Raw genomic sequence first — 23,932 nt, forward strand, 5'->3', positions numbered from 1 at the left:
CCACGTCCTGGCGCGGCGCCTCGCCGGGCGCCGCGTCAAGGGGTGTGGAGTTACTGGCTGCCACCGGCCTGCATGGTGGCGCGCTCGCGCGCGATCAGCTGGTCGGTGATGCGCAGCACGTCGTCCAGCGAGCGCCCGCGCACGCGGTACTTGCCGTTTACGACCACGGTGGGCGTGGAGTCGATGCCGCTGCGCACGGCGAACTGCTTGGCGCGGCCTACCTTGGCGTTCACCGCGAAGCTGTCCATCGTGCCCTTGAGCTGCGCGGCGTCGACGCCCTGCTTGGCCATGAACTTGACGATGTCGTCGCTGCTGGCGTTCGGGCGCAGGCTGCGCTCGATGTGCATGGCGTTGAAGGTCTTGGCGTGCACCTTGTCCAGCGCGCCGATGGCCTCGGCGGCGAAGAACGCCTTCGGGAAGTTGTCCTGGTCGTAGAACACGGCCGGCAGGTAGTTGAAGCGCACGTCACCCGGCAGCTTGTTCTTCCACGCGGTGATCAGCGGGTCGAATGCGGCGCAGTGGCCACAGGAGTAGGCGAACACTTCGACCACTTCGATCTTGCCCGCGAGCGGTGCGAACGGCTGGCCGCCGGGGATCTCGATGTAGTCGGTGCCGGCCACGGGGCCGGGGCCCTGCTGCGCGGCCTGCGCCGCGGCGGCGACGGCTGCATCGGCCGCGGGATCGGCGGCGACGGGCGCGTCCGCGGGTGCGGGGGCGGCGGCGTCGCCGGCAGCTTCAGTGGCCGGGGCGGACGGGTCGAGCGCGGGCTCGTCCGGGATCGCGGCCGGCGTGGCGGCTTCGGTGGCGACGGGGGCGGCGCCGGTGTCGGCGGCCGGGGCTTCGTCGCGGCTGCAGGCAGCCAGCAGCACGGTCAGCAGCAGGGGGGCGAAGAGCAGCTTGTTCATGGCATGGACTCGAAGAGCGAACGGAAAGGGATCAACGTGCCTTGGCGGCGGCGCGCTCGCGCGCAACCAGCAGGTCGGTGTGGCGGAGGATGTCGGCCAGGCTGCGGCCGATCACGCGGTACTTGCCGTTGACGATCATGGAAGGCGTGCCCTCCACGCCGGCGCCGACGATGAACTCGCGCGCGGCGCGCATACGCGCATCGGTGGCTTCGGACTGCATGGCCGCGGCCAGGCGGTCGGCATCCACGCCGAGGCTGGCGTACAGCGTGCCGATCTCGGCCACGCTGGCGTTGCGCGCCGGCAGGCTCTGCTCGTCATGGATGGCGCGGAAGGTGGCGTTGTGGGTGCGTGCCAGCTTGCCCATCGATTCGGCGGCGAAGTACGCGCGCGCCAGGCGATCGGTGGGGCTGAACGCCGCCGGCAGGTAGCGGAAGGCGACGTCGCGCGGGAGCTTCTTCGTCCAGGCATCGACCAGCGGCTGGAAGTCGTTGCAGACGTGGCACCAGTAGGCGAACACCTCGACCACTTCGATCTTGCCCTTGGTCGCCTGCAGGGGCGCTCCGCCGGCAATGACCACGTAGTCGCGGCCTTCGACCAGGCCGTCGCTGTCCTGGGCGAACGCGGGAGCGGCCGCGCACAGCGCGAACAGCAGGGTGAGGAGCAGGAGGCGCAGGGTCATCGGCGGGGGCTCGGTGGCGGGGGCGGAAAGCAAAGCGCCGGCACAGGAGTCTGGCCGGCGCTGCGCTTCAGGCATTGTGAAGACTCCGACCGCGGCGGCCGGCGCGAGTTCACGCAGCCTGCTGGACGTCCGCTTCCGGCGCGGCGGCGGGCGCTTCATCGGCCGGCGCTTCGCCTTCCGGCGCGGCACCATCCGGGGCAGCTTCCACCGGCGCGGGCGCGGGCGCCGGGGCGGGCGGCGGCAGCTTGGCGATGGCGGCCAGCGTGGCGGCGTCGGGACGCGTGTGCAGGCCCTGCATGTAGCTCGACAGCGCGCCGATTTCCTCGTCGGTCAGCTGGCGGGCGATGCTGGCCATGATGTCGAAGTGGGCGGTATCGCGGGCGGTGGTGGTGCCGGCGCGGTATTCCTGCAGGCGGCGCGCGGTGTACCAGGACTGCTGGCCGCCGACGTGCGGGTACGCGGGGCCGGGGTTGCCGGCGCCGGTCGGGCCGTGGCAGGCCATGCAGGCCGGGATTTCGCGCGCGAAGTCACCGCGGCGGAACAGCTGCTCGCCGATCTCGTAGAACTTCATGCCGGCGTAGGTGCCTTCGGTGACCTCGGTGTCGTCGGCAATGCCGGCCGACGTCGCCTGGTGGGCGAAGTGCGCGCCGACGTCGCGCATGTCTTGCGCGGACAGCATCGACGCGAACGGCTGCATGATCGCGTTCGCGCGCTCGCCGCTCTTGAACAGCGCCAGCTGCTGCGAGATGTAGCGCTCGCTCTGGCCGCCGATGTTCGGGTAGACCTCCGGGATGGTGCTCTTGCCGTCCAGGCCGTGGCAGGCCGCGCAGGTGCCGGCGAGCGTGGCGCCGTTCTGGGCGTTGCCCGGCACGGTCTTGGCGAGCTCGGCAAGCGCGTCGACCGACTCCAGCGGCAGGGTCTCCACCGGCTCGGCTTCTTCCAGCGGTGCAACCGTGGTCTGGGCAAAGGCGACGGCGCCGATCACCAGGGCGGTGAGGCCGACGAGGGCGTAGCTGCGGGCGTGGCGCATCTTGCTGGGCTCCGTGGATCGGTCTGGCGGGGCGTTGTGCGCCCGCGCCGCGCTGGCGCCGGAAGGCGCCCGCAAGGCCTGCCATTATCTAGGGCGCGCGTTGGAACGGTCAAACCGCCCCGCGGGCCCGCCGCGGACCCGCCCATGCGATCCTGTGCGCATGGCCAATCCCCTTGCACGCGCCCAGTACCTGCTGGCGGCGCACAACCCGCGTCAGCTCCCGCCCGATGACGGCTTCGAGGTCGCGTTTGCCGGCCGGTCCAACGCCGGCAAGTCCAGCGCGCTGAACGCGCTGTGCCAGCAGAACGCGCTGGCGCGGGTGTCGAAGACCCCCGGCCGCACCCAGCAGCTGGTGTTCTTCGACCTGCCGCCGCATACCGGCCGCTACCTGGTGGACCTGCCGGGCTACGGCTACGCCAAGGTGCCGCGCGAGCTGCAGGCGCACTGGCAGGCGTTCCTGGACCGCTACTTCCAGGCGCGCCAGGCGCTGCGCGGGCTGGTGGTGGTGATGGACATCCGCCACCCGCTGAAGGACTACGACCGGCACATGCTCGACTACGCGGCCAAACGCGGCATTCCGGCGCACGTGCTGCTGACCAAGGCCGACAAGCTGTCGAAGGGCAACGCCGGCTCCACGTTGCTGGCGGTGCGCCGTGACCTGACCGCCACCTACGGTGACACCGTGGGCGTGCAGACGTTTTCCGGCGAGTCCAAGCTCGGCGTGGACGAAGCGCGCAAGGTGATCTGCGGCTGGCTGGACATGCCGGCACCCTGAGCTGATTGCAGCGCGGGGGGCGACGCTGCGGACCGGCAGTGGTGGCAAGGTGGCGCATGGCCGCGCGATATAGTGGCCGACCATGCGGAAGCCGGCCCGGACCGCACCATCGAGCGTCCTGCGAGCCCGCCACGTGTCCAGCCCACTGCCCAGCGCCACTACCCCCATCCGCTCGCGTGACGACCTGGTCGCCTACATCGCCGGCGGCGCGCGCGTGCCCGGCGACTGGCGCATCGGTACCGAGCACGAGAAGTTCGGCTTCCGCCTCGACGACCTGCGCCCGCCGACCTACGACGGCCCGCAGGGCATCGGCGCGCTGCTCGACGGCCTGTGCCGCTTCGGCTGGGAGCGGGTCACCGAGCACGGCCAGGTGATCGCGCTGCTGAAGGACGGCGCCTCGGTCACCCTGGAGCCCGCGGGCCAGCTGGAGCTGTCCGGCGCGCAGCTGTCGACCATCCACGAGACCTGCCGCGAAGTGGGCAGCCACCTGCGCGAGGTCAAGACCGTCGCCGACGAACTCGGCCTCGGTTTCCTCGGCATGGGCTTCCAGCCGAAGTGGGCGCGTGCCGACATGCCGTGGATGCCCAAGGACCGCTACCGCATCATGAAGTCGTACATGCCCAAGGTCGGCGACCTGGGCCTGGACATGATGACGCGCACCTGCACGGTGCAGGTCAACCTCGACTTCGCCAGCGAAGCCGACATGGTGAAGAAGTTCCGCGTGGCGCTGGCGCTGCAGCCGATCGCCACCGCGCTGTTCGCGGACTCGCCGTTCACCGAAGGCAAGCCCAACGGCTACCTGAGCTACCGCTCGCACATCTGGACCGACACCGACCCCGACCGCACCGGCATGCTCGACTTCGTGTTCGAGGACGGCTTCGGCTACGAGCGCTACGTCGACTACCTGCTCGACGTGCCGATGTACTTCAGCTACCGCGACGGCGTGTACCACGACGCCAGCGGCCAGAGCTTCCGCGACTTCATGGACGGCCGCCTGCCGGCGCTGCCGGGCGCGCTGCCGACCATCCAGGACTGGTCCGACCACATGACCACCGCGTTCCCGGAAGTGCGCATGAAGCGCTTCCTGGAGATGCGTGGCGCCGATGGCGGTCCCTGGAACCGGCTGTGCGCGCTGCCGGCGTTCTGGGTGGGCCTGCTGTATGACGATGCCGCGCTCGATGCGGCCTGGGACCTGGTCAAGGACTTCAGCCGCGACGAACGCCACGTGCTGCGTGACGGCGTGCCGAAGCACGCGCTCAAGCTGCCGTTCCGCGGCGGCACCGTGCGCGACCTGGCGCAGCGCGCGCTGGAGATCGCGTCCGCGGGCCTCGCGCGCCGCGCGCGCCTCAACGAAGACGGCCAGGACGAGAGCCGTTTCCTCGAACCGCTGGTTGAATACGTCATGGCCAACGAAACCCCGGCCGAACGCAAGCTTGCGCTGTACCACGGCGAGTGGGGCGGCAACATCGACCGCGTGTTCAGCGAGTTCGCTTACTGACCACCTGATCCGCCTGGCCGGCGGCGCGTGTAGCCTTGGGCCATGAACCCGACGCCCGCCGCAATCGCTTCGCCGCTGCGCGAGCAGCTTGATTTCGCCGACACCGACACGCTGCTGCGCGACGACGTGCGCAGGCTTGGGGCGATGGTCGGCGACATGCTCTCCGAGCAGGTGTCGCCGGCGCTGCTGGCGCAGGTGGAAGCGGTGCGCCGCGCGGCGATTGCGCGGCGGGAGACGGGCGCGCCCGTCGACGAAATGGCCGGCCACCTGGCCGCGGTGTCGCTGGACGATGCCGATGCGCTGGTGCGGGCGTTCTCGGCGTGGTTCAGCGCCATCAACCTGGCCGAGCGCGTGCACCGCATCCGCCGCCGTCGCGACCACCAGCGCGGCGACGAAGGGCCGCAGCCGGGTGGGCTGGAAGCCGTGCTGGGCGCGCTGCATGCCGATGGGGTCACGCTCGACGAGCTGCAGGCGCTGCTGCCGGAGCTGTGGGTGGAGCCGGTGTTCACCGCGCATCCCACCGAAGCGGTGCGTCGCGCGCTGCTCGCCAAGGAATCGGTGATCGTGGAGCGGCTGGTGGCCGACATCGACCGCACGCGCACGCCCGACGAACGCCGCAGCGACGAGTCGCGCATCCGCCAGGCACTCGCCACCACCTGGCAGACATCGGAAGCGCCGCCGTTGAAGCCCACCGTGACCGACGAGGTCGAACACATCGGCCACTACCTCGGGGTGCTGTTCCGGGTGCTGCCGGCGTTCTATGAAGTGTTCGCCGATGCCGTCGAGGCCATCTGGGGCGAGCGCATCGCGTTGCCCAACGTGCTGCGCTTCGGCACCTGGGTGGGCGGTGACATGGACGGCAATCCCAACGTCGGCGCCGCCACCATCGAAGCCGCGCTCGCCGCGCAGCGCGCGCAGGTGCTGGCGCAGTACCGAGCGGAGCTTGCCGCGCTGGGCCAGGTGCTCACGCAGAGCCGCGACCGTGCCGGCGTGGACGACGCGGTCGACGCGCGGCTTGCGGAGTACAAGGCGCTCATGCCGGAAGCCGCCGCGCGCCTGCGCGCGCGCCAGGCGGACATGCCCTACCGCCAGCTGATGGAGCTGATGTCGGCGCGGCTGGCGGCGACCGCGGCCGATGAGGGCGCGCCGGCCGGCGCGGCCTATGCGGGCGTGGAGGGATTCCTCGATGACCTCGAGCTCATCGACGCCAGCCTCGCCCACCACCGCGGCGAGCATGCCGGCCTGTTCGCGCTGCGGCGCCTGTTGCGGCGGGTGCGCAGCTTCGGCTTCCACCTCGCCGCGCTCGACCTGCGCCAGGATTCCGCCGCGCACGACGCCGCGCTGGCGGCGCTGGAAGGCGACGACGACTGGGCCACGCAGCCGCTCGACACACGGCTCGCGCGCCTGCATGCGCTGATCGATGCGCCGCAGCCGAGCGTGCCGGACGCCGATGCGGCGGCGGCCTCGCTCGATGTGTTCCGTGCCGTGACCGCCGCGCGCGCGCGCTACGGCGACGCCGCGTTCGGGCCGTACATCGTCAGCATGAGCCGCAGTGCCGCCGATGCGCTCGCGGTGCTGGCGCTGGCGCGCATCGCCGGCTGTGTCGAGGGCGACGGCGCCGGCGAGGTGCCGCTGGACGTGGCGCCGCTGTTCGAAACCGTCGACGACCTCGATGCCGCCGCCGGGGTGATGCGCGCGCTGTTCGACGACCCCGTGTACCGCCGGCACGTGCGAGCCCGTGGCGACCGCCAGATCGTGATGCTGGGCTACTCCGACAGCGCCAAGGACAGCGGCCTGCTGGCTTCGCGCTGGGCACTGCAGCGTGCGCAGGTGGACCTGATGCGGATCGCCCGCGAGGCCGGCGTGCGCGTGGTGTTCTTCCATGGCCGCGGCGGCTCGGTGAGCCGCGGTGGCGGCAAGACCGAGCGCGCGATCATCGCCGCGCCGCGCGGCACGGTCGACGGCCGCCTGCGCGTCACCGAGCAGGGCGAGGTGATCCACCGCAAGTACGGCATCCGCGCACTCGCGCTGCGCAACCTCGAGCAGATGACCGGCGCGGTGCTGCGCGCCAGCCTGCGCCCGCGCCCGCCGGAGCCGCGCGTGCAGGCCTGGCGCGCGATCGCCGACGGCCTGTCCGCCGATTCGCGCGCCTGCTACCGCGCGCTGGTGCACGAGGATCCGGGCTTCAACGCCTACTTCCGCGCGGCGACGCCGGTGGATGTGATCGAGCGCCTGCAGATCGGCTCGCGGCCGTCGCGGCGGCGCGATGGCGGCATCGCCAACCTGCGCGCCATTCCCTGGGTGTTCGCGTGGTCGCAGAACCGCTCCGGGCTGACCGGCTGGTATGGCGTGGGCCATGCGCTGCAGCGCGGCATCGACGTACATGGCCTTGCTGCGATGGCCGAGCTTGCGCGCGACTGGCACTTCTTCGCCGCCATGCTCGACGACGTGGAGATGCTGCTGGCGAAGTCCGACCTCGCCATCTTCGAGCGCTACTCGCGCCTGGCCGGCGGCGCCCATGACGTGTTCTTCCCGGGCATCGCCGCGGAATTCGCGCGCACGCGCGACAGCCTCCTCGCCATCAAGGGCACCGACAGGCTGTTGGCTGGCGACTACCGCCTGCGGTTGTCGATCCGCCTGCGCAATCCCTACGTGGATCCGATCAGCCTGCTGCAGGTCGAGCTGCTGCGCCGCTGGCGCGAAGGCGGCTGCGCGGATGACGAGACGCTGCGCGCGCTGTTCGCCACCGTCAACGGCATCGCGGCGGGGATCCAGAATACCGGCTGACAGGCGCTAGACTTCGCCGGTCCCGTCCACGGAACTGCCGCCTTGTCCGCACCGCGCGAAGAGATCGTCTTCCACACCAACCCCATGTCGCGCGGGCGCATCGTGCGCTGGATGCTCGAAGAGCTGGGCGTCGAATACCGCACGGTGGTGCAGGAGTACGGCGGCAGCATGAAGTCCGCCGAGTACCTGGCGATCAACCCGATGGGCAAGGTGCCGGCGCTGCAGCACCGCGGCTTGGTGGTCACCGAGGCGGCGGCGATCTGTGCCTACCTGGCCGATGCCTTCCCGCAGGCCGGCCTGGCGCCGGCACTGGACGACCCGCTGCGCGGGACATACCTGCGCTGGCTGTTCTTCGCCGCGGGCCCGGTGGAGGCCGCGGTCAGTGCGCGCGCGATGGGCCTGCTGGCACCCGCAGAGAAAGCCGGCATGGTCGGCTACGGCAGCTACGAGCACACCGTCGACGCGCTGGAGCAGGCCGCGGCCTCGACTTCGCCATGGCTGCTGGGCGAACGCTTCAGCGCGGCCGACGTCTATGTCGGCGGCCAGGTGGATTTCGGCCTCGGATTCAAGTCGATTCCGGAACGTCCGGCGTTCACCGCCTGGGCCGAACGCCTGCGCGCCCGGCCGGCGTACCAGCGTGCGCAGGCGCTGGACAACGCGCTGATGCCCGCGCGGGGCTAACCCGGCTTTTTCGCCTTCGGCCTGGGCTTGGGCTTGGGCTCCGGCATCAGCGCGGCGGTCTCGAGCAGGAGCCGCCGCAGCGCTTCGGCATCGTCCAGGAGTTCGTCGGCGACGGGATAGCCCTTCGCGCCGGGATAGGGCGGCCGCAGCGGCAGGCCGGGCGCCAGGCGCGCAACCGCGGCCGACGGCTTCACGAACAGGCTGTTGTCGCAGGCGAAGGCCACGACCTTGCCGTCCACGTAGACCGCGTACTCGCCAAACAGCTTCTTGCACGTCAGCCGCTCGCCGAGCCCGGCCTGTTCGGCGACGTAGTCGAGGAAGTGCTGGTCGGTGGCCATGCGGGGCTCGGTTGCCGTGGAGAGCGGGCATCGTTCTCCGCGGCCGTGCTCCGGGTCAAGCGCCGCTGGTATACTCCCCCCCACTATCATTCGGGCTGCCTGCCGTGCCGCATTCGCCAGAGGAAAAGAAGAAGGTCCTCGCCCGCGTGCGCCGCATCCGCGGCCAGTGCGACGCGCTCGATCGCGCGCTGGAGGCGGGCGCCGACTGCGCGCCGGTGCTGCAGCAGATCGCGGCCATCCGCGGCGCGGTCAACGGGCTGATGAGCGAGGTGCTGGAAGCGCATCTGCGCGAGCAGTTCGGCCAGGCCGCGGGCGACGACAGCGATCGCGATGCCCGCGTCGCCGAGATGACCGGGTTGATCCGGTCCTATCTCAAGTGAAGCCGCCACATGATCCGCACCGGAAGCCAACGGCGCCGCGTGCATTCGTTACAGACTTTGATTCGACAGGAGTATCGCCATGAAATCCCGTGCCGCCGTCGCCTTTGCCGCAGGCCAGCCGCTGCAGATCGTCGAGCTCGACGTCGCCCCGCCCCGGAAGGGCGAAGTGCTGGTGAAGATCACCCACACCGCCTTGTGCCACACCGACGCCTTCACCCTGTCCGGCGACGATCCGGAAGGCGTGTTCCCGGCGGTGCTCGGCCATGAGGGCGCGGGCATCGTGGTGGAAGTGGGCGAGGGCGTGACCAGCGTCCAGCCGGGTGACCACGTGATCCCGCTGTACACCGCCGAGTGCCGCGAGTGCCTGTTCTGCAAGAGCGGCAAGACCAACCTCTGCGTCGCCGTGCGCGCGACCCAGGGCAAGGGCGTGATGCCCGATGGCACCACCCGCTTCAGCTACAACGGCGAGCCGGTCTACCACTACATGGGCTGCTCGACGTTCAGCGAGTACACGGTGGTCGCCGAGGTCTCGCTGGCCAAGGTGAACCCCGAGGCGAACCCCGAACACACCTGCCTGCTCGGCTGCGGCGTGACCACCGGCATCGGCGCTGTGCACAACACGGCGAAGGTGCAGGAAGGCGACAGCGTGGCCGTGTTCGGCCTCGGTGCGATCGGCCTCGCGGTGATCCAGGGCGCGGTGCAGGCCAAGGCCGGGCGGATCATCGCCATCGACACCAATCCGTCGAAGTTCGAGCTTGCCACGCAGATGGGCGCCACCGACTGCGTGAACCCGAAGGACCACGACAAGCCCATCCAGCAGGTCGTCGTGGAGATGACCGGCTGGGGCGTGGACCATTCGTTCGAGTGCATCGGCAACGTCAACGTGATGCGCGCGGCGCTGGAATGCGCGCACCGCGGCTGGGGCCAGAGCGTGGTGATTGGCGTGGCCGGCGCAGGCCAGGAAATCAGCACCCGTCCGTTCCAGCTGGTCACCGGCCGCAAGTGGCTGGGCACGGCGTTCGGCGGGGTGAAGGGACGCACGCAGCTGCCGGGGATGGTGGAGGACGCGATGCGCGGCGACATCCAGCTGGCGCCGTTCGTGACCCACACGCTGCCGCTGGAGCGCATCAACGAAGCCTTCGACCTGATGCACGAAGGCAAGTCGATCCGCACCGTCATCCACTACTGAGGCCCACCATGGAACGCATTGAACACCGCGCCAGCTTCGGCGGCTGGCAGGACGTATACCGCCACCGCTCGGAGGTCCTCGATTGCGACATGACGGTGGGCGTGTACTTTCCGCCACAGGCGGCCGACGGCCCCTGCCCGGTGCTGTACTGGCTGTCGGGCCTGACCTGCAACGAGCAGAACTTCATCACCAAGGCCGGCGCGCAGCGCTATGCCGCCGAGCACGGGATCATCATCGTCGCGCCCGACACCAGCCCGCGCGGCGATGACGTCGCCGACGCGCCGGGCTACGACCTCGGCAAGGGCGCGGGCTTTTACGTCAACGCCACGCAGGCGCCATGGGCGGCGCACTACCGCATGTACGACTACATCGTCGATGAGCTGCCGGCGTGGGTGGAGGCGGATCCGTCAGCGAGCGACGCGCGCGCGATCAGCGGCCATTCGATGGGCGGCCACGGCGCGCTGACCATCGCGCTGAAGAACCCCGGCCGCTACCGCAGCGTGTCGGCGTTCTCGCCGATCGTGGCGCCGAGCCAGGTGCCATGGGGCGAGAAGGCCTTTGCGGCCTACCTCGGTGACGACCGCGAAGCGTGGAAGCAGCACGACACCGTGGAACTCGTGAAGTCGGCGCAGGAGAAGCTGCCGCTGCTGGTCGACCAGGGCGACGCCGACGAGTTCCTCGACACCCAGCTGCGCCCGCAGCTGCTGCAGGCCGCGTGCGCGTCCGCCGGCCATCCGCTGCAGCTGCGCATGCAGCCGGGCTACGACCACAGCTACTACTTCATCTCGAGCTTCATCGGCGAGCACATCGCGCACCATGCCAAGGCGCTGCGGGGCGGGTGAGAGGGCGGCGCTCGCTCAGTCGCCGAGCCTGTAGTCGGTGACGGCGAAGCGGCCGTCACGCAGGGCCGGGTCGCCACGGGCGAGCGCCAGCGGCGCGGTGAACATCGGGCCGGCGCTGACGCAGGTGTGGAATTCGCCGTTCTCGCCGCAGCGATCGACCGTGGGCGGCAACGCATCCAGCAGCACGGCGTCGAAGTCGCGGCCGCTGAAACTGGCGTCGAGTTGCGTGGTGTCGATGCAGCACAGTTGCGCGCGCAGCCCACCGGTGACCATCTCGCGCGCCAGCGCCGCGGTGTTCGCGCCGAACAGCGGGAACAGCGCGGTCCAGCCCAGCCCCGCGCACAGCGCTTCGCGCCAGGCGCGGATGTCGGCCAGCAGCAGGTCGCCGAAGGCGATGCGCGTGATGCCGGGCCAGCGCGCCTGCGCTTCGGCCAGCGTGGCGGCTAAGGCGGCTTCGTAGCAGGCGTTGTCGCAGCGTTCCGGGATGCGCATCTCGAGCAGCGGCAGCCCGGCGGCCGCGGCCTGCGCGCGCAGCACGTCGACGCGGATGCCCTGCATCGACGCGCGCTCATCGTCCGCATTGATGGTGGACAACAGGCCGACCACGTCGACCTCCCTGCGCTGGCGCAGCACGTGCAGCGCCCAGGCCGCGTCCTTGCCGCCGCTCCAGGCCAGCAGTGCGGGCGGCCGCGGCGTCATCGGGCTCAGCCCGCGCGCACGTCGCGCAGTTCCCAGGCGCTGCCGGCCAGCAGGCGCATGCGGTGCTTGAACACCGCGCCGGGCAGCACGGTGTCGGCCACCAGCTCCACGCGGGTCTCGCGCTGCGTGCCGGTCACCGTGGCGGCGGGATCGGTGGCGCCGAGCGCGGGATCCACGTCGTCCGGCTCGTCCTGGGTGGTGCGCCAGCGCTGGAACAGGCCGTCGCCGCGCAGCGCATCCTGCAGCTCGCGCGCAAAGGCCTCGGCACCCTGCGCCGTGAACGCGAACTCGCCCGAAGCGCGGGTGCGCTCGGGATCGGGAAGGGCGATGAGATAGCGCGTGGACATGGGCGTCTCCGGAGGGTGGCGTTGCCCCAGCTTAGCGGGCGACGGCGTGAGTCCGGCGTGCCCGCGCCACGCGCCGCGGCCTTACGGCGTGCCGCCGCGATTGCGTTCCTTCTCGCGCGCCTCGGCGCGCTCGCGGCTGCGGATGAACAACGGCACGCCGATCGTGATTCCGAACATGATCAGCGCGCCACCGATCGTGAGCCAGCCGACGGGCCTGGCAAGAAGCTCGACGAAAACCGGATGCATGGCACTCCCTCCCTCTGTGTGACCCGATCATCGGCCGTCGCCGGCCCGCGGTTGTTGACCGGGATCAAGGTCTGCGCGGTGTCTCCAGCGCCTCCAGCACGGTGGACGCCACCAGCGCGGACGCGCGCGGGCCGAAGTGGCCGTAGTCCCAGGTGGTGAGTTCGGCGGGATCGTCGACGTAGGTGAGGCAGCCGCGCAGGTCGCACAGCGCGGACAGCGCCGAGACGTAGGTGACGTCGTCGCGACCGCCGAGAGCCCTGCGCAGCGCGGCGTCCAGCGCGTGCACTTCGGGCAGCGTTTCACCGCGCAGCCGCTGTGGCACCTGCAGGAAGGGCTGCCGCGCATGGCGCTGCACGAGCAGCGCCGGCAGCCAGGCGCGCCAGCGCGGCGCCGGGCCGAGCACCACCACCTGGCCTACGCCGGCGGCATGCAGTGCGGCGATGCCGGGCTCCAGGTCGCGCAGCACCTGCGCCGGGTCCTGGTATTCGCGCCCGTTCCAGTAGGCGAACAGCAGCACGTAGTCCGGGCGCAGCGCGGCGATGCGTTGCAGCACGCGCGCGTTGTCGCTCCGGCACGGTTCCTTGCCGGGATCGAGATAGGGCCGGCAGCCGCTGCGCGTGAACTGCGCCAGGCGCAGGCGGCCGTCAGTCACCTCGCGCATGCCCGGGTACAGCAGCGCGGAATGCGAATCGCCCCACAGCACCAGCAGCGGGCGCGGCGGCGAGGTCTGCGCGTCGACGCATTCCGCGGGGAACTCCGCCGGTTCGCCCGGCGCGCCGACCAGCGAACACGTTCCCTCGCGCGAGGGTGCACGCCAGTCGTAGCCGTAGTTGGCGTACTGCCGCACCGGTTCGCCGGCGCGCGACGGAACGCCCTGCAGCGCCCACAGCGCCAGGCCCGCCACCAGCACCAGCGCCATCGCCGGCAGCAGCAGCGCAAGCGCGCGGCGCGCGGGCATGCGGTGCCGCAGCGGGCGCTCCACCATCCACCAGGTCAGGCCCGCCAGCACCACGGCCAGCACCACCAGCGCCACGCGCAGGCCCGGCGCCACTTCGCCGGTGGCGTGGATGCGCGCGAACGACAGCAACGGCCAGTGCCACAGGTAGAGCGGATAGCTGACCAGGCCGATCCACACCAGCGCGCGCAGCGACAGCAGGCGCTGCGCCCAGCGCGTCGCCGGCACCGCCGCGATGAGCAGCGCGGTGCCGGTGACCGGCAGCAGCGCGCGCCAGCCCGGGAACGGCGACTGGTCGCTGAGGCCGACGCAGGCGGCGATGATCAAGGCGAGCCCGGAGAACGCGGCCAGCTCGGCGGTGATGCGCGTGCGTTCCGACGCTGCGGGCGCCGCGGTGCTGCCCAGCCGTTGCGCCAGCCACGCGCCGGCCAGCAGCTCCCAGAAGCGCGTGAACGGCAGGTAGAACGCGGCGCTGGCATCGCGCGCGGTCAACCACAGGCAGTACGCCAGCGACAGCACGCCAACCACCAGCACCAGGCGGCGGGTGTCGGCGCCGCGCGTGATCGCCAGCGCCAGCAGCGGCGGCCACAGCAGGTAGAACTGCTCCTCCACGCCGAGCGACCACAGGTGCAGCAGCGGCAGGGTCTCGGCCGCGGCGGCGAAATAATCGGTGTCGTGCCAGAACGCCAGGTTGGCGATGAAGCCCGCGCTGGCCGCGGCGTGGCGGCCGAGCGCGGCGTAGTCGGCCGGCACGAGCAGCCACCAGCCGGCCACCAGGCACGCCGCCAGCACCACCACCAGCGCCGGGAACAGCCGGCGGATGCGGCGCACGTAGAAACCGGCGAACCCGAAGGTGCCGGCCGCCAGGCCGTCGCGCAGGATGCCGGTGATCAGGAACCCGGAGATGACGAAGAACACGTCGACGCCGACGAATCCCCCGGGCAGCAAGCGCGGGAACGCGTGGTACGCGACCACCGCGAGGACGGCGATGGCGCGCAGGCCATCGACATCCGCACGGTAGCCGGGCGCCGGCCGCAAGCCCGCGCCTGCCGCCATCAGTGCGCCGGCGTGGAGTACGCGCGCGGCAGGTCGCCGCGCGTGGCGTCCGGCGCGGGCCGCAGGTAGCGGTCGCGCAGCTCGGTCTGCCGCGAGTGCATCGGGATCGCGCGGCCGTCGAACCACACCTGGCGGGCGAGGCTGGCGACGTCGAGCGGGTCGCCGTCCCACAGCACCAGGTCGGCGCGCATGCCCGGCGCAATGCCGCCCAGCTCGCCACCGACGCCGAACGCCTCGGCCGGCACGCGGGTCAGTCCGGCCAGGCCGTCTTCCCAGGGCAGGCCGTGCGCCACCGCGTTGCCCGCCAGCTGGCGGATCTTGCGCGCGTTGTGCGAACTGTCGCCGGCCTGGCTGAAGCCGACGATCGCGCCGGCGGCGCGCAGCCGCGCGGCGTTTTCCAGCGTGGCGTGGATGCGGTCGAAGTTCGACGGCAGGTTGTCGAGCGGGTCGACGAACACCGGCACCTTCGCCGCGGCGAGTTCCGACGCCACGCGCCAGGCCTCGCCACCGCCGCGGATGGCGACCTGCACGCCGTGGCGCTTCGACCAGCGCAGCAGCTGGCGGATGTCGGCGGCACGGTCCACGCCCACCACCAGGCGGCCACCGCCGTAGAGGTAGCGCTTCAGCGTGTCGCGGCCGGCCGGAGTGAGCAGCGCGGCGTTCGACCCGGCCGGGATGCGGCCGCGCACTTCATCCACCAGCTGGTCGAGCAGCATCCACTGCGCGGCGCGCGAACCGCCGGCCAGGCCCGCGGCGCTGCCGCCGCCAAGCTGGACGAACAGCAGTTTCGGGCCCGCCGGCTGGTCACTGCCGTCCAGGCGCATCACTGCGCCCTGGCCGCCGATGATCGAGCCGCCTTCGCCGGTGCCGGCCGCGAGCACGGTGAAGCCGAGGCCTTCCACGCGCGCCACGGGCACCAGCAGCGAGTCCGCGTTGTAGGCGAGCGTCACGTCGAACTCGGGCCGCACCACCATTTCCTTCGACCCCGCGCCGAGCGCGAGCGTGGTGTCGGTGGTGGCGTCCTCGCCGGAGACTTCGTCGATGCCGATCGCGGTGATGCCGGCGAACAGCGCGGGCGTGAGCGGTTTGCCGTCGGCCTCGACCACGGTGGCGCCGGCGGCATCCAGCCGGGTGCCGATCGCGGCGATGCGGCCGTTGCGTACCAGCACGTCCGCGCCCTGCAGCGTGCCGCGCGCGGTGGCGGTGTGCACGGTGGCGTTGCGGATCAGCAGGTCCTGCGCCAGCGCCGGCGCGGTGGCCAGCAGCAACGCGAGGGCCGCGAGCGGCGCGAGGCGGCGCATGCCGCGGCGCGCGCTCATCGGCCACCTCCCGCAGCCGCGCCCCGGCCGAGCATGAAGTCCGAGCGCGGCTGGCGCGACGGGTCATGGCGGTCGTACATGCGCGCGCCGTCGATCCACACCTGTTCGGCCAGTGCGTAGGAGCTGAAGGGGTTGCCGTTCCACAGCACCACGTCGGCGCGCTTGCCGGCCTCGAGCGTGCCGGTCTGGTCGAGGATGCCCATCGACTGCGCCGGGTTGCGGGTGATCCAGCGGATCGCACGCTCCGGCGCGATGTCGATGCCGGCGCGGCGCGCGCTGGCCATCACCTTGGCCGACTCCTGGTTGAGGCGCTGGATGCCCTCCTCGGAATCGGAGTGCACGATGGCGCAGCCGTTGACCGCGCGGTCGACGATCGCCACGTTCTCCTGGATGCCGTCGAAGGCCTCCATCTTGAAGCCCCACCAGTCGGCCCACAGCGCCCCGCAGACGCCGTCGGCGCCGAGCCGGTCGGCGATCTTGTAGGCCTCCACGCCGTGGTGGAACGCCGCCACCTTGAAACCGAACTCGTCGGCGAGGTCGAGCATGGTCACCATCTCGTCGGCGCGGTAGCAGTGGATGTGCACGAGGATCTCGCCGTCCATCGCCGCGGCCAGGGTCTCCAGCTTGAGGTCGCGCTTGCCGGCCTTGTCGCCGCCGGCCTTCTGCTTGGCGCGGTAGTCGGCGGCATCGATGAACGCGGCACGGTAGCCGGCCACGTTGCCCATGCGCGTGGCGGGACCGCCCTTCTGGCCGTACACGCGCTTGGGGTTTTCGCCGCAGGCCATCTTCAGGCCGTGCGGCGCGCCGGGGAATTTCATGCCCTGGTAGGTGGTGGCCGGCACGTTGCGCAGCGTCACGCCGCGGCCGCCGACCAGGTTGGCCGAGCCCGGCAGGATCTGCAGGCTGGTCACGCCGCCGGCGAGCGCGGCATGGAAGCCGGGATCCTGCGGCCACACCGAGTGTTCCGCCCACACCGCGGCGGTGACCGGCGAGGTCATCTCGTTGCCGTCGCTGTGCGAGCGCGTACCCGGGCTCGGGTAGACGCCGAGGTGGGAGTGCACGTCGATGATGCCCGGCGTGACCCACTTGCCGCTGCCGTCGACACGCACCGCGTCGGCGGGCACGTCGAGGCCGCGGCCCACGGCGACGATGCGGCCGTCGCGCATCAGCACGTCGGCGCCGTCGAGGCGCTCGCCGGTGCCGGTGAGCACGGTCGCGCCGCTCACCAGCACCGGCGCACTGGCGATCGCGCGGTAGGTGCCCGGATAGGCGTCGCCTGTGGGGCTGGCGGCGGCGCCGTCACGCGGGCCGGCGGCGCTGGTGCTGGCGCAGCCCGCGGCCAGCGCGGCGGCAAGCGCCGCGGCCAGCGCGGCGTGCATCGGATGCTTCATCGTGCTCTCCCCCGAATGGTCGCCCACCCTAGCCGGCCCGCGCGTCGTGCCGCAATGTGCGAAAGTTGGGGGCTGCCGTCCGCCTTCGCCGCGCGTGCAAGAATGCTGCGCAAAAAGGAGCATCCGATGAAAGAGAAGGACGAGATCGTCAACAACTGGCTGCCGCGCTACACCGGCGTGCCGCTCGACCAGTTCGGCGAGCACATCCTGTTGACCAACTTCGGTGGCTACCTCGGCCACTTCAGCCGCATGACCGGCGCCGAGGTGGTCGGCATGGACCGGCCGATGCCCAGCGCCACGGCGGACGGCATCACCATGATCAACTTCGGCATGGGCAGCCCGAACGCGGCGACCATGATGGACCTGCTGTCGGCGATCAAGCCGAAGTCGGTGCTGTTCCTGGGCAAGTGCGGCGGGTTGAAGCGCAAGAACCAGCTCGGCGACCTGATCCTGCCGATCGCGGCGATCCGCGGCGAGGGCACCAGCGACGACTACCTGCCGCCGCAGGTGCCGGCGCTGCCGGCGTTCGCGCTGCAGCGCGCGGTCTCGACGATGATCCGCGACCTCGGCCTCGACTACTGGACCGGCACGGTCTACACCACCAACCGGCGGGTGTGGGAGCACGACGAGGCGTTCAAGGAGCGGCTGCGGGCGATGCGCTGCATGGCGATCGACATGGAGACGGCGACGATCTTCGCGGCGGGCTTCGCCAACCGCATTCCCTGCGGAGCGCTGTTGCTGGTCAGCGACCAGCCGATGATCCCGGAAGGGGTGAAGACCGAGGCGTCGGATGCGCGCGTCAGCATCGAGTACGTGGAGAGCCACATCCAGGTCGGCATCGAGGCGCTGCGCCTGATCCGGCGCCACGGCAAGTCGGTGCGCCACATGCGGTTCGACGAGTGACTGTGCCGACGCCCGGCGAGGTCGTCGCGTTCTGGCGCGCGGCGGGGCCGGCGAAGTGGTTCGCGCGCGACGATGTGTTCGATGCGGAGCTGCGCGCGCGCTTCGAGGCGGCGCACTTCGCAGCGGGTCGGCGGGAGTTCGAGGATTGGATGACGTCGGCGGAGGGTGCGCTGGCGCTGTTGATCCTGCTCGACCAGGTGCCACGCAACATCTTCCGCAACAGCGGGCATGCGTATGCGTGCGATTCGCTGGCGCTGCATTACGCGTCGCGGTTGGTGGATGCGGGGTTCGATATCGAGGTGGATCCGGCGCTGCGGGTGTTCTGCTATCTGCCGTTCGAGCATTCGGAGGACCTGGCCGACCAGGAGCGCTGCGTGGAGCTGTCGCGTGCGCTGGATGCGGAGACGCTCAAGTACGCGGTGGCGCATCGGGATGTGATCGCGGAGTTCGGGCGGTTTCCGCATCGCAATCGGGCGCTGGGGCGGGTGAGTACGGAAGCCGAGGTGGCTTGGCTGGAGGCTGGCGGCGGGTTCTAGGCCGCGGCGCCTGGATCCGGCGGGGCTGACCGCGCACGCCGGCATTCTTCGCTGGCGTTCCGAGGCGTGCGAATACCGACGTGCGCGGTCAGCCTTTGATGGCCGTCGTGTGTTGGTTGGCGTGCCGGTTCATAGCGGGGCTGCCCGCGCACGCCGGCACGCTTCGCTGGCGTTCCGAGGCGTGCGCGTACCGACATGCGCGGTCAGCCTGTGTTGGGCTGTCGCGGGTTGCTGGCAACGGCCAATCAAGAGCGCCGTCCCGTCTCCGCCACTCTCCACTGCAGCAGGATCGCGAGGAGGCCGCGCTTGCGCACCCGCAAGCGCACGCCTCGGAACGCCAGCGAAGCTTGCGGGTGCGCAAGTGGGGCCGGAGCGGGGGCCTCGCGAAAGCCCTCAGTAGCGGGGGATGGTGCTGTCGACGTGCTGGCTCCAGGCGTCGATGCCGCCTTCGATGTTGTAGACCTCGCGGAAGCCGAGCTGGCGGAAGCGTTCGGCGGCTTGGCCGCTGCGGCCACCGTGGTGGCAGAGGAAGGCCAGCGGGGTGTCCTTCGGGAGGGCTTCGAGGGCGGCGGGGCCGTCGTCGAGGGTCATGAAGGGAACGGTGACGGCGGCCTGTGCGCGTTCGTCGGCGGGGCGCACGTCGACCAGGCGGACGGTGCCGTCGCTGGTGCGGGCCTGGGCGTCGACCGGGGACATGGGGCGCACGGCAGGGGTGGCGTTGGGGTTGTCGACCACCAGGCCGCGGCCGCGGGTGTCGTCGGCCCAGTCGATGGTGACGCCGTCGGCGCGGCGGGCGGCCGGGGCGTCGACCTGCACGCGCACGCCGTCGCAGTCGACGGTGATGGCGGCGGCTTCCGGCTGGGCGAGGGCGAGGCGGGTGCGGTAGTTGGGATCGATGTCGAGCTTGACCACGAGGTCGCCGCCGGCGTCGTCGATCGCCTTGCGCAGCACGGCGTGCGCGGCGGGGGTGACGGTGAGGGTGGGCGGGCTGCGGTCCGGCGCGGGCAGGCCGAGGGCGCTGTGCAGTTCGCCGGAGTTGGACATCTGCTCGATGATGTCGCTGCCGCCGACCAGTTCGCCGTCGATGTACAGCTGGGGAATGGTGGGCCAGTCGCCGTAGGCCTTGATGCCTTCGCGGATCTCGGGGTCGGCCAGCACGTTGACGTGCGCGTAGGGGGTTTCAAGCGCGGTCAGTGCGGCGACAGCCTTGGCCGAAAAGCCACACTGCGGGGCGCGCGGGTCGCCCTTCATGAACAGCACGATGCGGTTGGCCTGCAGCAGGTCTTCGATGCGCTGGCGGAGCTGGGGGTCGAGGGACATGGCGGCAACTGCGTAGAGAGGGGCCCTCTAGGGTACCCCTTCGCCTCCGGCGGCGGCCTTGACGCATGTCATCATGCGGCGATGCCTGCGCCGCCTCCGCCCCCGTTGCATCGTGTTCCGCGCCGTCCGCATGGGTGGCTGTGGCTGGCGCTTGTGGCACACGGGCTTGTGGCCTGGCTTTGGTGGCGCGCGGGGTGGACCTGGGGCCTGGCGGCGCTGCTGACGGTACATCTGGCGTTCGTGTGGGGCACGCTGCGGCCCGGTTCGCGGCTGTTCGGGCCGGTGCTGCGGCGCCTGCCTGCGGGCTCACCCGAGGTGTGGCTGACGATCGACGACGGGCCGTCGGACGACACGGCGGCGATCCTCGACCTGCTGGAGGCGCATGCGGCGCGCGCGACATTCTTCCTGGTCGGCGCGCGTGCCGAGGCGCGGCCGGAGCTCGTGCGCGAGATCGCGGCGCGCGGGCACGGCATCGGCAACCACAGCCAGCGCCATCCGCAGGCGCGCTTCTGGGCATTGGGTCCGGCCGCGATGCGGCGCGAGATCCTCGAGTGCCAGGCGACGCTGGCGCGCATCACCGGGCAGGCGCCGCGCTGGTTCCGGGCGGTCGTGGGCCACGCCAATCCGTTCGTGCATGCGCCGCTGCGGGAGGCCGGATTGTCGCGGGTGGCGTGGAGTGCGCGTGGCTATGACGCGGTGCAAGCCGATCCGGCCCGCATCTCGCAGCGCATTGCGCGCGAACTAGCCCCCGGTGCGATCGTGCTGCTGCACGAAGGAGCGCCGCACGGGCGCAGCGTCGAGGTGATCGCGGAGGTATTGCGCGCGGTCGACGCCGCAGGCTATCGGGCGGTGCTGCCGGCCGACTGAGGCGGTCGCGGCAAGGCTGCCCGCGCATGCCGACGCTCTTCGCTGGCGTTCCGAGGCGTGCGCGCGCCGACATGCGCGGTCAGCCTGCGTTGGGCTGTGGCGGGTTGTGGTGCGCCTTGCGGTTTCACGAGAGGCTGCCCGCGCATGCCGACCCGCTTCGCTGGCGTTCCGAGGCGTGCGCGTGCCGACATGCGCGGCCAGCCTGTGTTGAGCTGCGCCGGCTTGCCGGCAACGCGCAAAATTACGGTGGCTTGTGGATGCGCGGGATTCCCCACTCCATCACGCCAAGAGCGCTGCCCCGTCCTTGCCACCCTCCCCACTGCAGCAGGATCACGAGGAGGCTGGAGGCTGCAGGCCGCAAGCGCACGCCTCGGAACGCCAGCGAAGCTTGCGGCCTGCAGCCTCCGGCCGGACCGTGGCCGAGCGAAACCACGCCTCGGAACGCCAGCGAAGCTTGCGGGCGTACGGCCCTGGCCGGAGTGTGGCCTCGCGAAACTACCCCGCGACGATCAGCCAGTTGTTGAAGGGCGTGTTGCCGTAGAGCGGGCGGAAGTCGACGTGCAGGCCGGCGGCGGAGAGCTGGGATTGCAGGCCCTCGCGCGTCGGGTAGCACTTCGGGGTTTCCTGCATCCAGCCGAACAGGTGCGCCAGGCGATCGGTGACGCGGGTGGTGCGGCCGCGGCGGCTGTCGTCGCCCAGGCCGCTGCGGATCACCAGCTTCGAGCCGGGCGTGAGCATGGCGATCGCGTCGGCGAGCAGCGCGCGCTGCGCGTCGGCATCGAGGTACTGCAGCACGTCGAGGATCGCGACGCTGCCGGCGTGCGGCGGCCAGCCCTGGGCGAGGTCGACGACCGCGAAGCGCGCGTCGTGTTCGAAGCCGCACTGGGCCGCGATACGCGTTCCGCGGCGGATCTTGTCGGCGTCGATGTCGACGCCGTGGTACGGCATGGCCTGGCCGTCGAGGCGCAGCGCGTGCAGCAGCAGGCCCAGCCCGCAGCCCAGGTCGAGGACCGGCGCGGTGGTGCCGCGCAGCGCGTCGAGCACGCCCGGGTAGAGCGGGTCGCTGCGCAGCTTGGACAGCGTGTAGAAATAGTCGTAGCGGTTGCCGAGCACGTGCGCGGGCAGGAACGCGCGGGCGATGGCGCGGGCTTCGTGGGGCGGGAACGGGGCGGTGGCGGAGCGGGTCATGGCGTCCTTGCGTGGCGCTGCAGCAACAGGTGGCGGGCGGCCGGCAGGGCCAGGTGCATCCATTCGGCATGCATGGCGGCGGCGGGGTGCAGGCCGTCGTCGGCCAGCATGTCCGGTTCGGCGCCGCGTTCGCGGCTGACGGCGGTGATGTCGACGAAGGCGACGCCGCGTGCGTCGCAGGTGGCGCGCGCGGTGGCGTTGTAGAGATCCAGCTCGCGGACGATCTGCGCCAGGTCGCGGCCGCTTGCCGCAGCGAACGGGGTCACGCCCCAGTCGGGGATGGACAGCACGAGCACGTGGTCGGCGCGGCCGTCGGCAAAGGCGATGGTGCGTTCGAGCAGCGCGCTGAAACCGGTGCGGTAATCGGTGACATCGCGGCCGCGGTACTGGTCGTTGACGCCGATCAGCAGGCTGGCGAACCCGAACCGGCCCTGCGGCTCGGCGGCATCGATGGCGGCCGCCAGCTCGTCGGTGGTCCAGCCGGTGGCGGCGATGGTGAGCGGGTCGTCGAGCGCGATGCCCTCCGCGCGCAGCGCATGCGCCAGGCGGTGCGTCCAGCGTTCCGCCGGCGCGACCCCTTCGCCGATCGTGTACGAGTCGCCGAGCGCGAGGTAGCGGAGCGCCACGCGGGGGTCAGGCCGTCGCCGCGCGCGCGGCGCTCGTGATCAGCACCACCTTGGCGGCGGCTTCGGCGCGGCGGTCGAGCACGCGTTCGATGCGCCGGAACACCTCGCGCAGCTGGTCCGGCTCGGGCAGCAGCGTGACGCGGAAATGGTTGCGGTAGGGCACGTTGAAGCTGGAGCCCGGCACCACCAGCACGTGCTCGGTCTCCATCAGCTCGAGCGCGAAGTCGTGGTCGTCGAATCCCTGCGCGGCGGCACCTTCAACGCCGGGGAACGCGTACAGCGCGCCGGCCGGCGCGTGCAGCTTGAGGTGCGCGCTGGCGGCGCAGCTTTCGATCACCGCGCGGCGCGCTTCGTACAGGCGCCCGCCGGGCGCGCAAAGCGGGCCAATGGTGTCGAGCCCCGACAGCGCCGCCGGCACCGCGAACTGCCCCGGCACGTTGGCGCACAGGCGCAGCGCGCCGAGGAGGTCCATGGCATGCCGGTAGTCGCGGGTGGCGGCCTCGTCGCCGGACAGCATCGCCCAGCCCACGCGCCAGCCGCAGGCGCGGTGCACCTTCGACAGGCCGCCGAACGACAGGCAGGGCACGTCGCCGGCCAGCGGCGCCAGCGGTTCGAACGTGGCGCCGTCGTACAGGATGCCGTCGTAGATCTCGTCGGCCATCAGCAGCAGGCCGTGCCGCGCGGCGATGTCGACGATCCGCTCGAGCAGCGCGCGCGGGTAGGTCGCGCCGGTCGGGTTGTTGGGGTTGATCAGCACGATGGCACGGGTGCGCGACGACACCAGTGCCTCGAGTTCATCCGGATCCGGCAGGAACGCGTTGCTCTCCTTGCAGCGGTAGTACACCGGGCGGCCATCGTTGAGGATCGTGGCCGCCGACCACAGCGGGTAGTCGGGCGACGGCAGCAGCACCTCGTCGCCGGGGTTGAGCAGTGCGCGCAGGGCGATGTCGATCAGCTCGCTGACGCCGTTGCCGATGAACACGTTGTTGGCCGAGGCGCCGGGCGTGCCGCGCGCGGCGTGCTGGGCGGCGACCGCTTCGCGCGCGGCGGGCAGGCCCTGCTGGTGCGTGTACGGGTCGGTGCCGGCGATGTGGTCGGCGATCGCGCGCTGCAGGTGCTCGGGCGCACGGAATCCGAACGCGCCCGGGTTGCCGATGTTGAGCTTGATCAGGGTGTGCCCCTGCGCCTCGAGGTCGCGGGCGCGGCGGGCGAGTTCGCCGCGGATCTCGTAGCGGACTTCGGACAGGCGCTCGCGCGTCTTCAGGCGGGGCTCGGACATCGGTGCGGGGCGTGCGGCGGGGGGCCGCAAAGCCTAGCGGAAATGCCGCCCGGCCGCCGGGCCGGGGCGGCAGGGGGATAGAATCCGCGCATGTCG

At 71.5% G+C, this 23,932-nt stretch carries 23 protein-coding genes and 1 pseudogene; 10 read left to right on the top strand and 14 right to left on the bottom strand.

Annotation, left to right across the window (positions count from 1 at the left end; translation table 11 throughout):
- Positions 1-50 precede the first annotated feature (50 nt).
- From JGR64_RS01365 to JGR64_RS01375, 3 genes and pseudogenes are all read right to left on the bottom strand, one after another.
- A complete protein-coding gene (locus JGR64_RS01365; protein WP_199374752.1) occupies positions 51-905 on the bottom strand; it encodes a thiol:disulfide interchange protein DsbA/DsbL in 855 nt (284 codons plus the stop codon).
- A 31-nt stretch (positions 906-936) separates the two neighbouring features.
- Positions 937-1,584, bottom strand: a complete 648-nt coding sequence (locus tag JGR64_RS01370) for a thiol:disulfide interchange protein DsbA/DsbL (protein WP_233348293.1) — start codon at positions 1,582-1,584, stop codon at positions 937-939.
- A gap of 265 nt (positions 1,585-1,849) precedes the next feature.
- Positions 1,850-2,614 (bottom strand): annotated as a pseudogene (locus JGR64_RS01375) (c-type cytochrome); the annotation flags it as partial.
- 160 nt (positions 2,615-2,774) lie between these two features.
- Here JGR64_RS01375 and yihA point away from each other — a divergent pair.
- The 4 genes from yihA to JGR64_RS01395 all read left to right on the top strand — a co-directional run bounded on the left by yihA (position 2,775) and on the right by JGR64_RS01395 (position 8,355).
- Positions 2,775-3,389, top strand: a complete 615-nt coding sequence (yihA, locus tag JGR64_RS01380; RefSeq protein ID WP_199374755.1) for a ribosome biogenesis GTP-binding protein YihA/YsxC — start codon at positions 2,775-2,777, stop codon at positions 3,387-3,389.
- Positions 3,390-3,522: 133 nt separating this feature from the next.
- Positions 3,523-4,887 carry a glutamate--cysteine ligase gene (locus tag JGR64_RS01385; RefSeq protein WP_199374756.1) on the top strand — a complete coding sequence of 455 codons (1,365 nt, stop codon included), beginning with the start codon at positions 3,523-3,525 and terminating at the stop codon, positions 4,885-4,887.
- A gap of 42 nt (positions 4,888-4,929) precedes the next feature.
- Positions 4,930-7,674 (top strand): phosphoenolpyruvate carboxylase, encoded by a 2,745-nt coding sequence (gene ppc, locus JGR64_RS01390; protein ID WP_199374757.1) that lies wholly within the window; start codon positions 4,930-4,932, stop codon positions 7,672-7,674.
- 84 nt (positions 7,675-7,758) lie between these two features.
- Positions 7,759-8,355, top strand: a complete 597-nt coding sequence (locus tag JGR64_RS01395; RefSeq protein ID WP_199375139.1) for a glutathione S-transferase family protein — start codon at positions 7,759-7,761, stop codon at positions 8,353-8,355.
- On the opposite strand, the gene JGR64_RS01400 is transcribed toward JGR64_RS01395, so the two are convergent.
- The gene (locus tag JGR64_RS01400; RefSeq protein WP_199374758.1) at positions 8,352-8,693 is read right to left on the bottom strand and encodes a TfoX/Sxy family protein; all 342 of its coding nucleotides are present in this window, start codon (positions 8,691-8,693) and stop codon (positions 8,352-8,354) included. The genes JGR64_RS01395 and JGR64_RS01400 overlap by 4 nt on opposite strands.
- A 104-nt stretch (positions 8,694-8,797) precedes the next feature.
- Between JGR64_RS01400 and JGR64_RS01405 the strand changes: the two genes are divergently transcribed.
- The 3 genes from JGR64_RS01405 (at position 8,798) to fghA (ending at position 11,104) form a co-directional block, all read left to right on the top strand.
- Positions 8,798-9,073 (top strand): metal/formaldehyde-sensitive transcriptional repressor, encoded by a 276-nt coding sequence (locus tag JGR64_RS01405; protein ID WP_199374759.1) that lies wholly within the window; start codon positions 8,798-8,800, stop codon positions 9,071-9,073.
- 79 nt (positions 9,074-9,152) lie between these two features.
- Positions 9,153-10,262 (top strand): S-(hydroxymethyl)glutathione dehydrogenase/class III alcohol dehydrogenase, encoded by a 1,110-nt coding sequence (locus tag JGR64_RS01410; protein WP_199374760.1) that lies wholly within the window; start codon positions 9,153-9,155, stop codon positions 10,260-10,262.
- An 8-nt stretch (positions 10,263-10,270) separates the two neighbouring features.
- On the top strand, positions 10,271-11,104 hold the full coding sequence (fghA, locus tag JGR64_RS01415) for an S-formylglutathione hydrolase (RefSeq protein WP_199374761.1): 834 nt from the start codon (positions 10,271-10,273) through the stop codon (positions 11,102-11,104).
- Positions 11,105-11,119: 15 nt separating this feature from the next.
- Here fghA and JGR64_RS01420 read toward each other — a convergent pair whose 3' ends face one another.
- The 6 genes from JGR64_RS01420 to JGR64_RS01445 form a co-directional block, all read right to left on the bottom strand.
- A complete protein-coding gene (locus JGR64_RS01420) occupies positions 11,120-11,803 on the bottom strand; it encodes an ATP-binding protein (RefSeq protein ID WP_199374762.1) in 684 nt (227 codons plus the stop codon).
- A gap of 5 nt (positions 11,804-11,808) precedes the next feature.
- Complete coding sequence (locus JGR64_RS01425) at positions 11,809-12,150, bottom strand: hypothetical protein (protein ID WP_199374763.1); 342 nt, start codon at positions 12,148-12,150, stop codon at positions 11,809-11,811.
- Positions 12,151-12,231: 81 nt separating this feature from the next.
- Positions 12,232-12,396, bottom strand: coding sequence for a hypothetical protein (locus JGR64_RS01430; RefSeq protein WP_199374764.1), 165 nt, complete (start codon positions 12,394-12,396; stop codon positions 12,232-12,234).
- A gap of 64 nt (positions 12,397-12,460) precedes the next feature.
- Positions 12,461-14,407 (bottom strand): acyltransferase family protein, encoded by a 1,947-nt coding sequence (locus JGR64_RS01435; protein WP_199374765.1) that lies wholly within the window; start codon positions 14,405-14,407, stop codon positions 12,461-12,463.
- Entirely contained in the window at positions 14,407-15,708 is a 1,302-nt protein-coding gene (locus tag JGR64_RS01440) for an amidohydrolase family protein (RefSeq protein WP_233348337.1), read from the bottom strand. Before JGR64_RS01440 ends, JGR64_RS01435 begins: the two co-directional genes overlap by 1 nt.
- Positions 15,709-15,722: 14 nt before the next feature.
- Positions 15,723-17,105: an amidohydrolase gene (locus JGR64_RS01445; protein ID WP_199375140.1), complete on the bottom strand. Its 1,383-nt coding sequence runs from the start codon at positions 17,103-17,105 to the stop codon at positions 15,723-15,725.
- Positions 17,106-17,243: 138 nt separating this feature from the next.
- Here JGR64_RS01445 and JGR64_RS01450 point away from each other — a divergent pair, with 138 nt between their 5' ends.
- Together JGR64_RS01450 and JGR64_RS01455 are read left to right on the top strand one after the other, a co-directional pair.
- The gene (locus tag JGR64_RS01450) at positions 17,244-18,020 is read left to right on the top strand and encodes an AMP nucleosidase (RefSeq protein ID WP_199374767.1); all 777 of its coding nucleotides are present in this window, start codon (positions 17,244-17,246) and stop codon (positions 18,018-18,020) included.
- A complete protein-coding gene (locus tag JGR64_RS01455) occupies positions 18,017-18,556 on the top strand; it encodes a DUF924 family protein (protein ID WP_199374768.1) in 540 nt (179 codons plus the stop codon). The genes JGR64_RS01450 and JGR64_RS01455 overlap by 4 nt, the downstream gene beginning before the upstream one ends.
- Before the next feature lie 393 nt (positions 18,557-18,949).
- Here the strand turns inward: JGR64_RS01455 and grxD are convergent, their stop codons facing one another.
- Positions 18,950-19,876, bottom strand: a complete 927-nt coding sequence (gene grxD / locus JGR64_RS01460; RefSeq protein ID WP_199374769.1) for a Grx4 family monothiol glutaredoxin — start codon at positions 19,874-19,876, stop codon at positions 18,950-18,952.
- An 81-nt stretch (positions 19,877-19,957) separates the two neighbouring features.
- Here grxD and JGR64_RS01465 point away from each other — a divergent pair, with 81 nt between their 5' ends.
- Complete coding sequence (locus JGR64_RS01465; RefSeq protein ID WP_199374770.1) at positions 19,958-20,743, top strand: polysaccharide deacetylase family protein; 786 nt, start codon at positions 19,958-19,960, stop codon at positions 20,741-20,743.
- A gap of 495 nt (positions 20,744-21,238) precedes the next feature.
- Here the strand turns inward: JGR64_RS01465 and JGR64_RS01470 are convergent, their stop codons facing one another.
- The 3 genes from JGR64_RS01470 to JGR64_RS01480 are packed head-to-tail and all read right to left on the bottom strand — an operon-like array spanning position 21,239 to position 23,836.
- Positions 21,239-21,931, bottom strand: a complete 693-nt coding sequence (locus tag JGR64_RS01470; protein WP_199374771.1) for a methyltransferase domain-containing protein — start codon at positions 21,929-21,931, stop codon at positions 21,239-21,241.
- The gene (locus JGR64_RS01475) at positions 21,928-22,557 is read right to left on the bottom strand and encodes an SGNH/GDSL hydrolase family protein (RefSeq protein WP_199374772.1); all 630 of its coding nucleotides are present in this window, start codon (positions 22,555-22,557) and stop codon (positions 21,928-21,930) included. The genes JGR64_RS01470 and JGR64_RS01475 overlap by 4 nt, the downstream gene beginning before the upstream one ends.
- A 7-nt stretch (positions 22,558-22,564) precedes the next feature.
- Positions 22,565-23,836 carry a pyridoxal phosphate-dependent aminotransferase gene (locus tag JGR64_RS01480; RefSeq protein WP_199374773.1) on the bottom strand — a complete coding sequence of 424 codons (1,272 nt, stop codon included), beginning with the start codon at positions 23,834-23,836 and terminating at the stop codon, positions 22,565-22,567.
- Between the last annotated feature and the right edge of the window lie 96 nt (positions 23,837-23,932).

Source organism: Luteimonas sp. MC1572 (assembly GCF_016615815.1).
Lineage (GTDB): Bacteria > Pseudomonadota > Gammaproteobacteria > Xanthomonadales > Xanthomonadaceae > Luteimonas.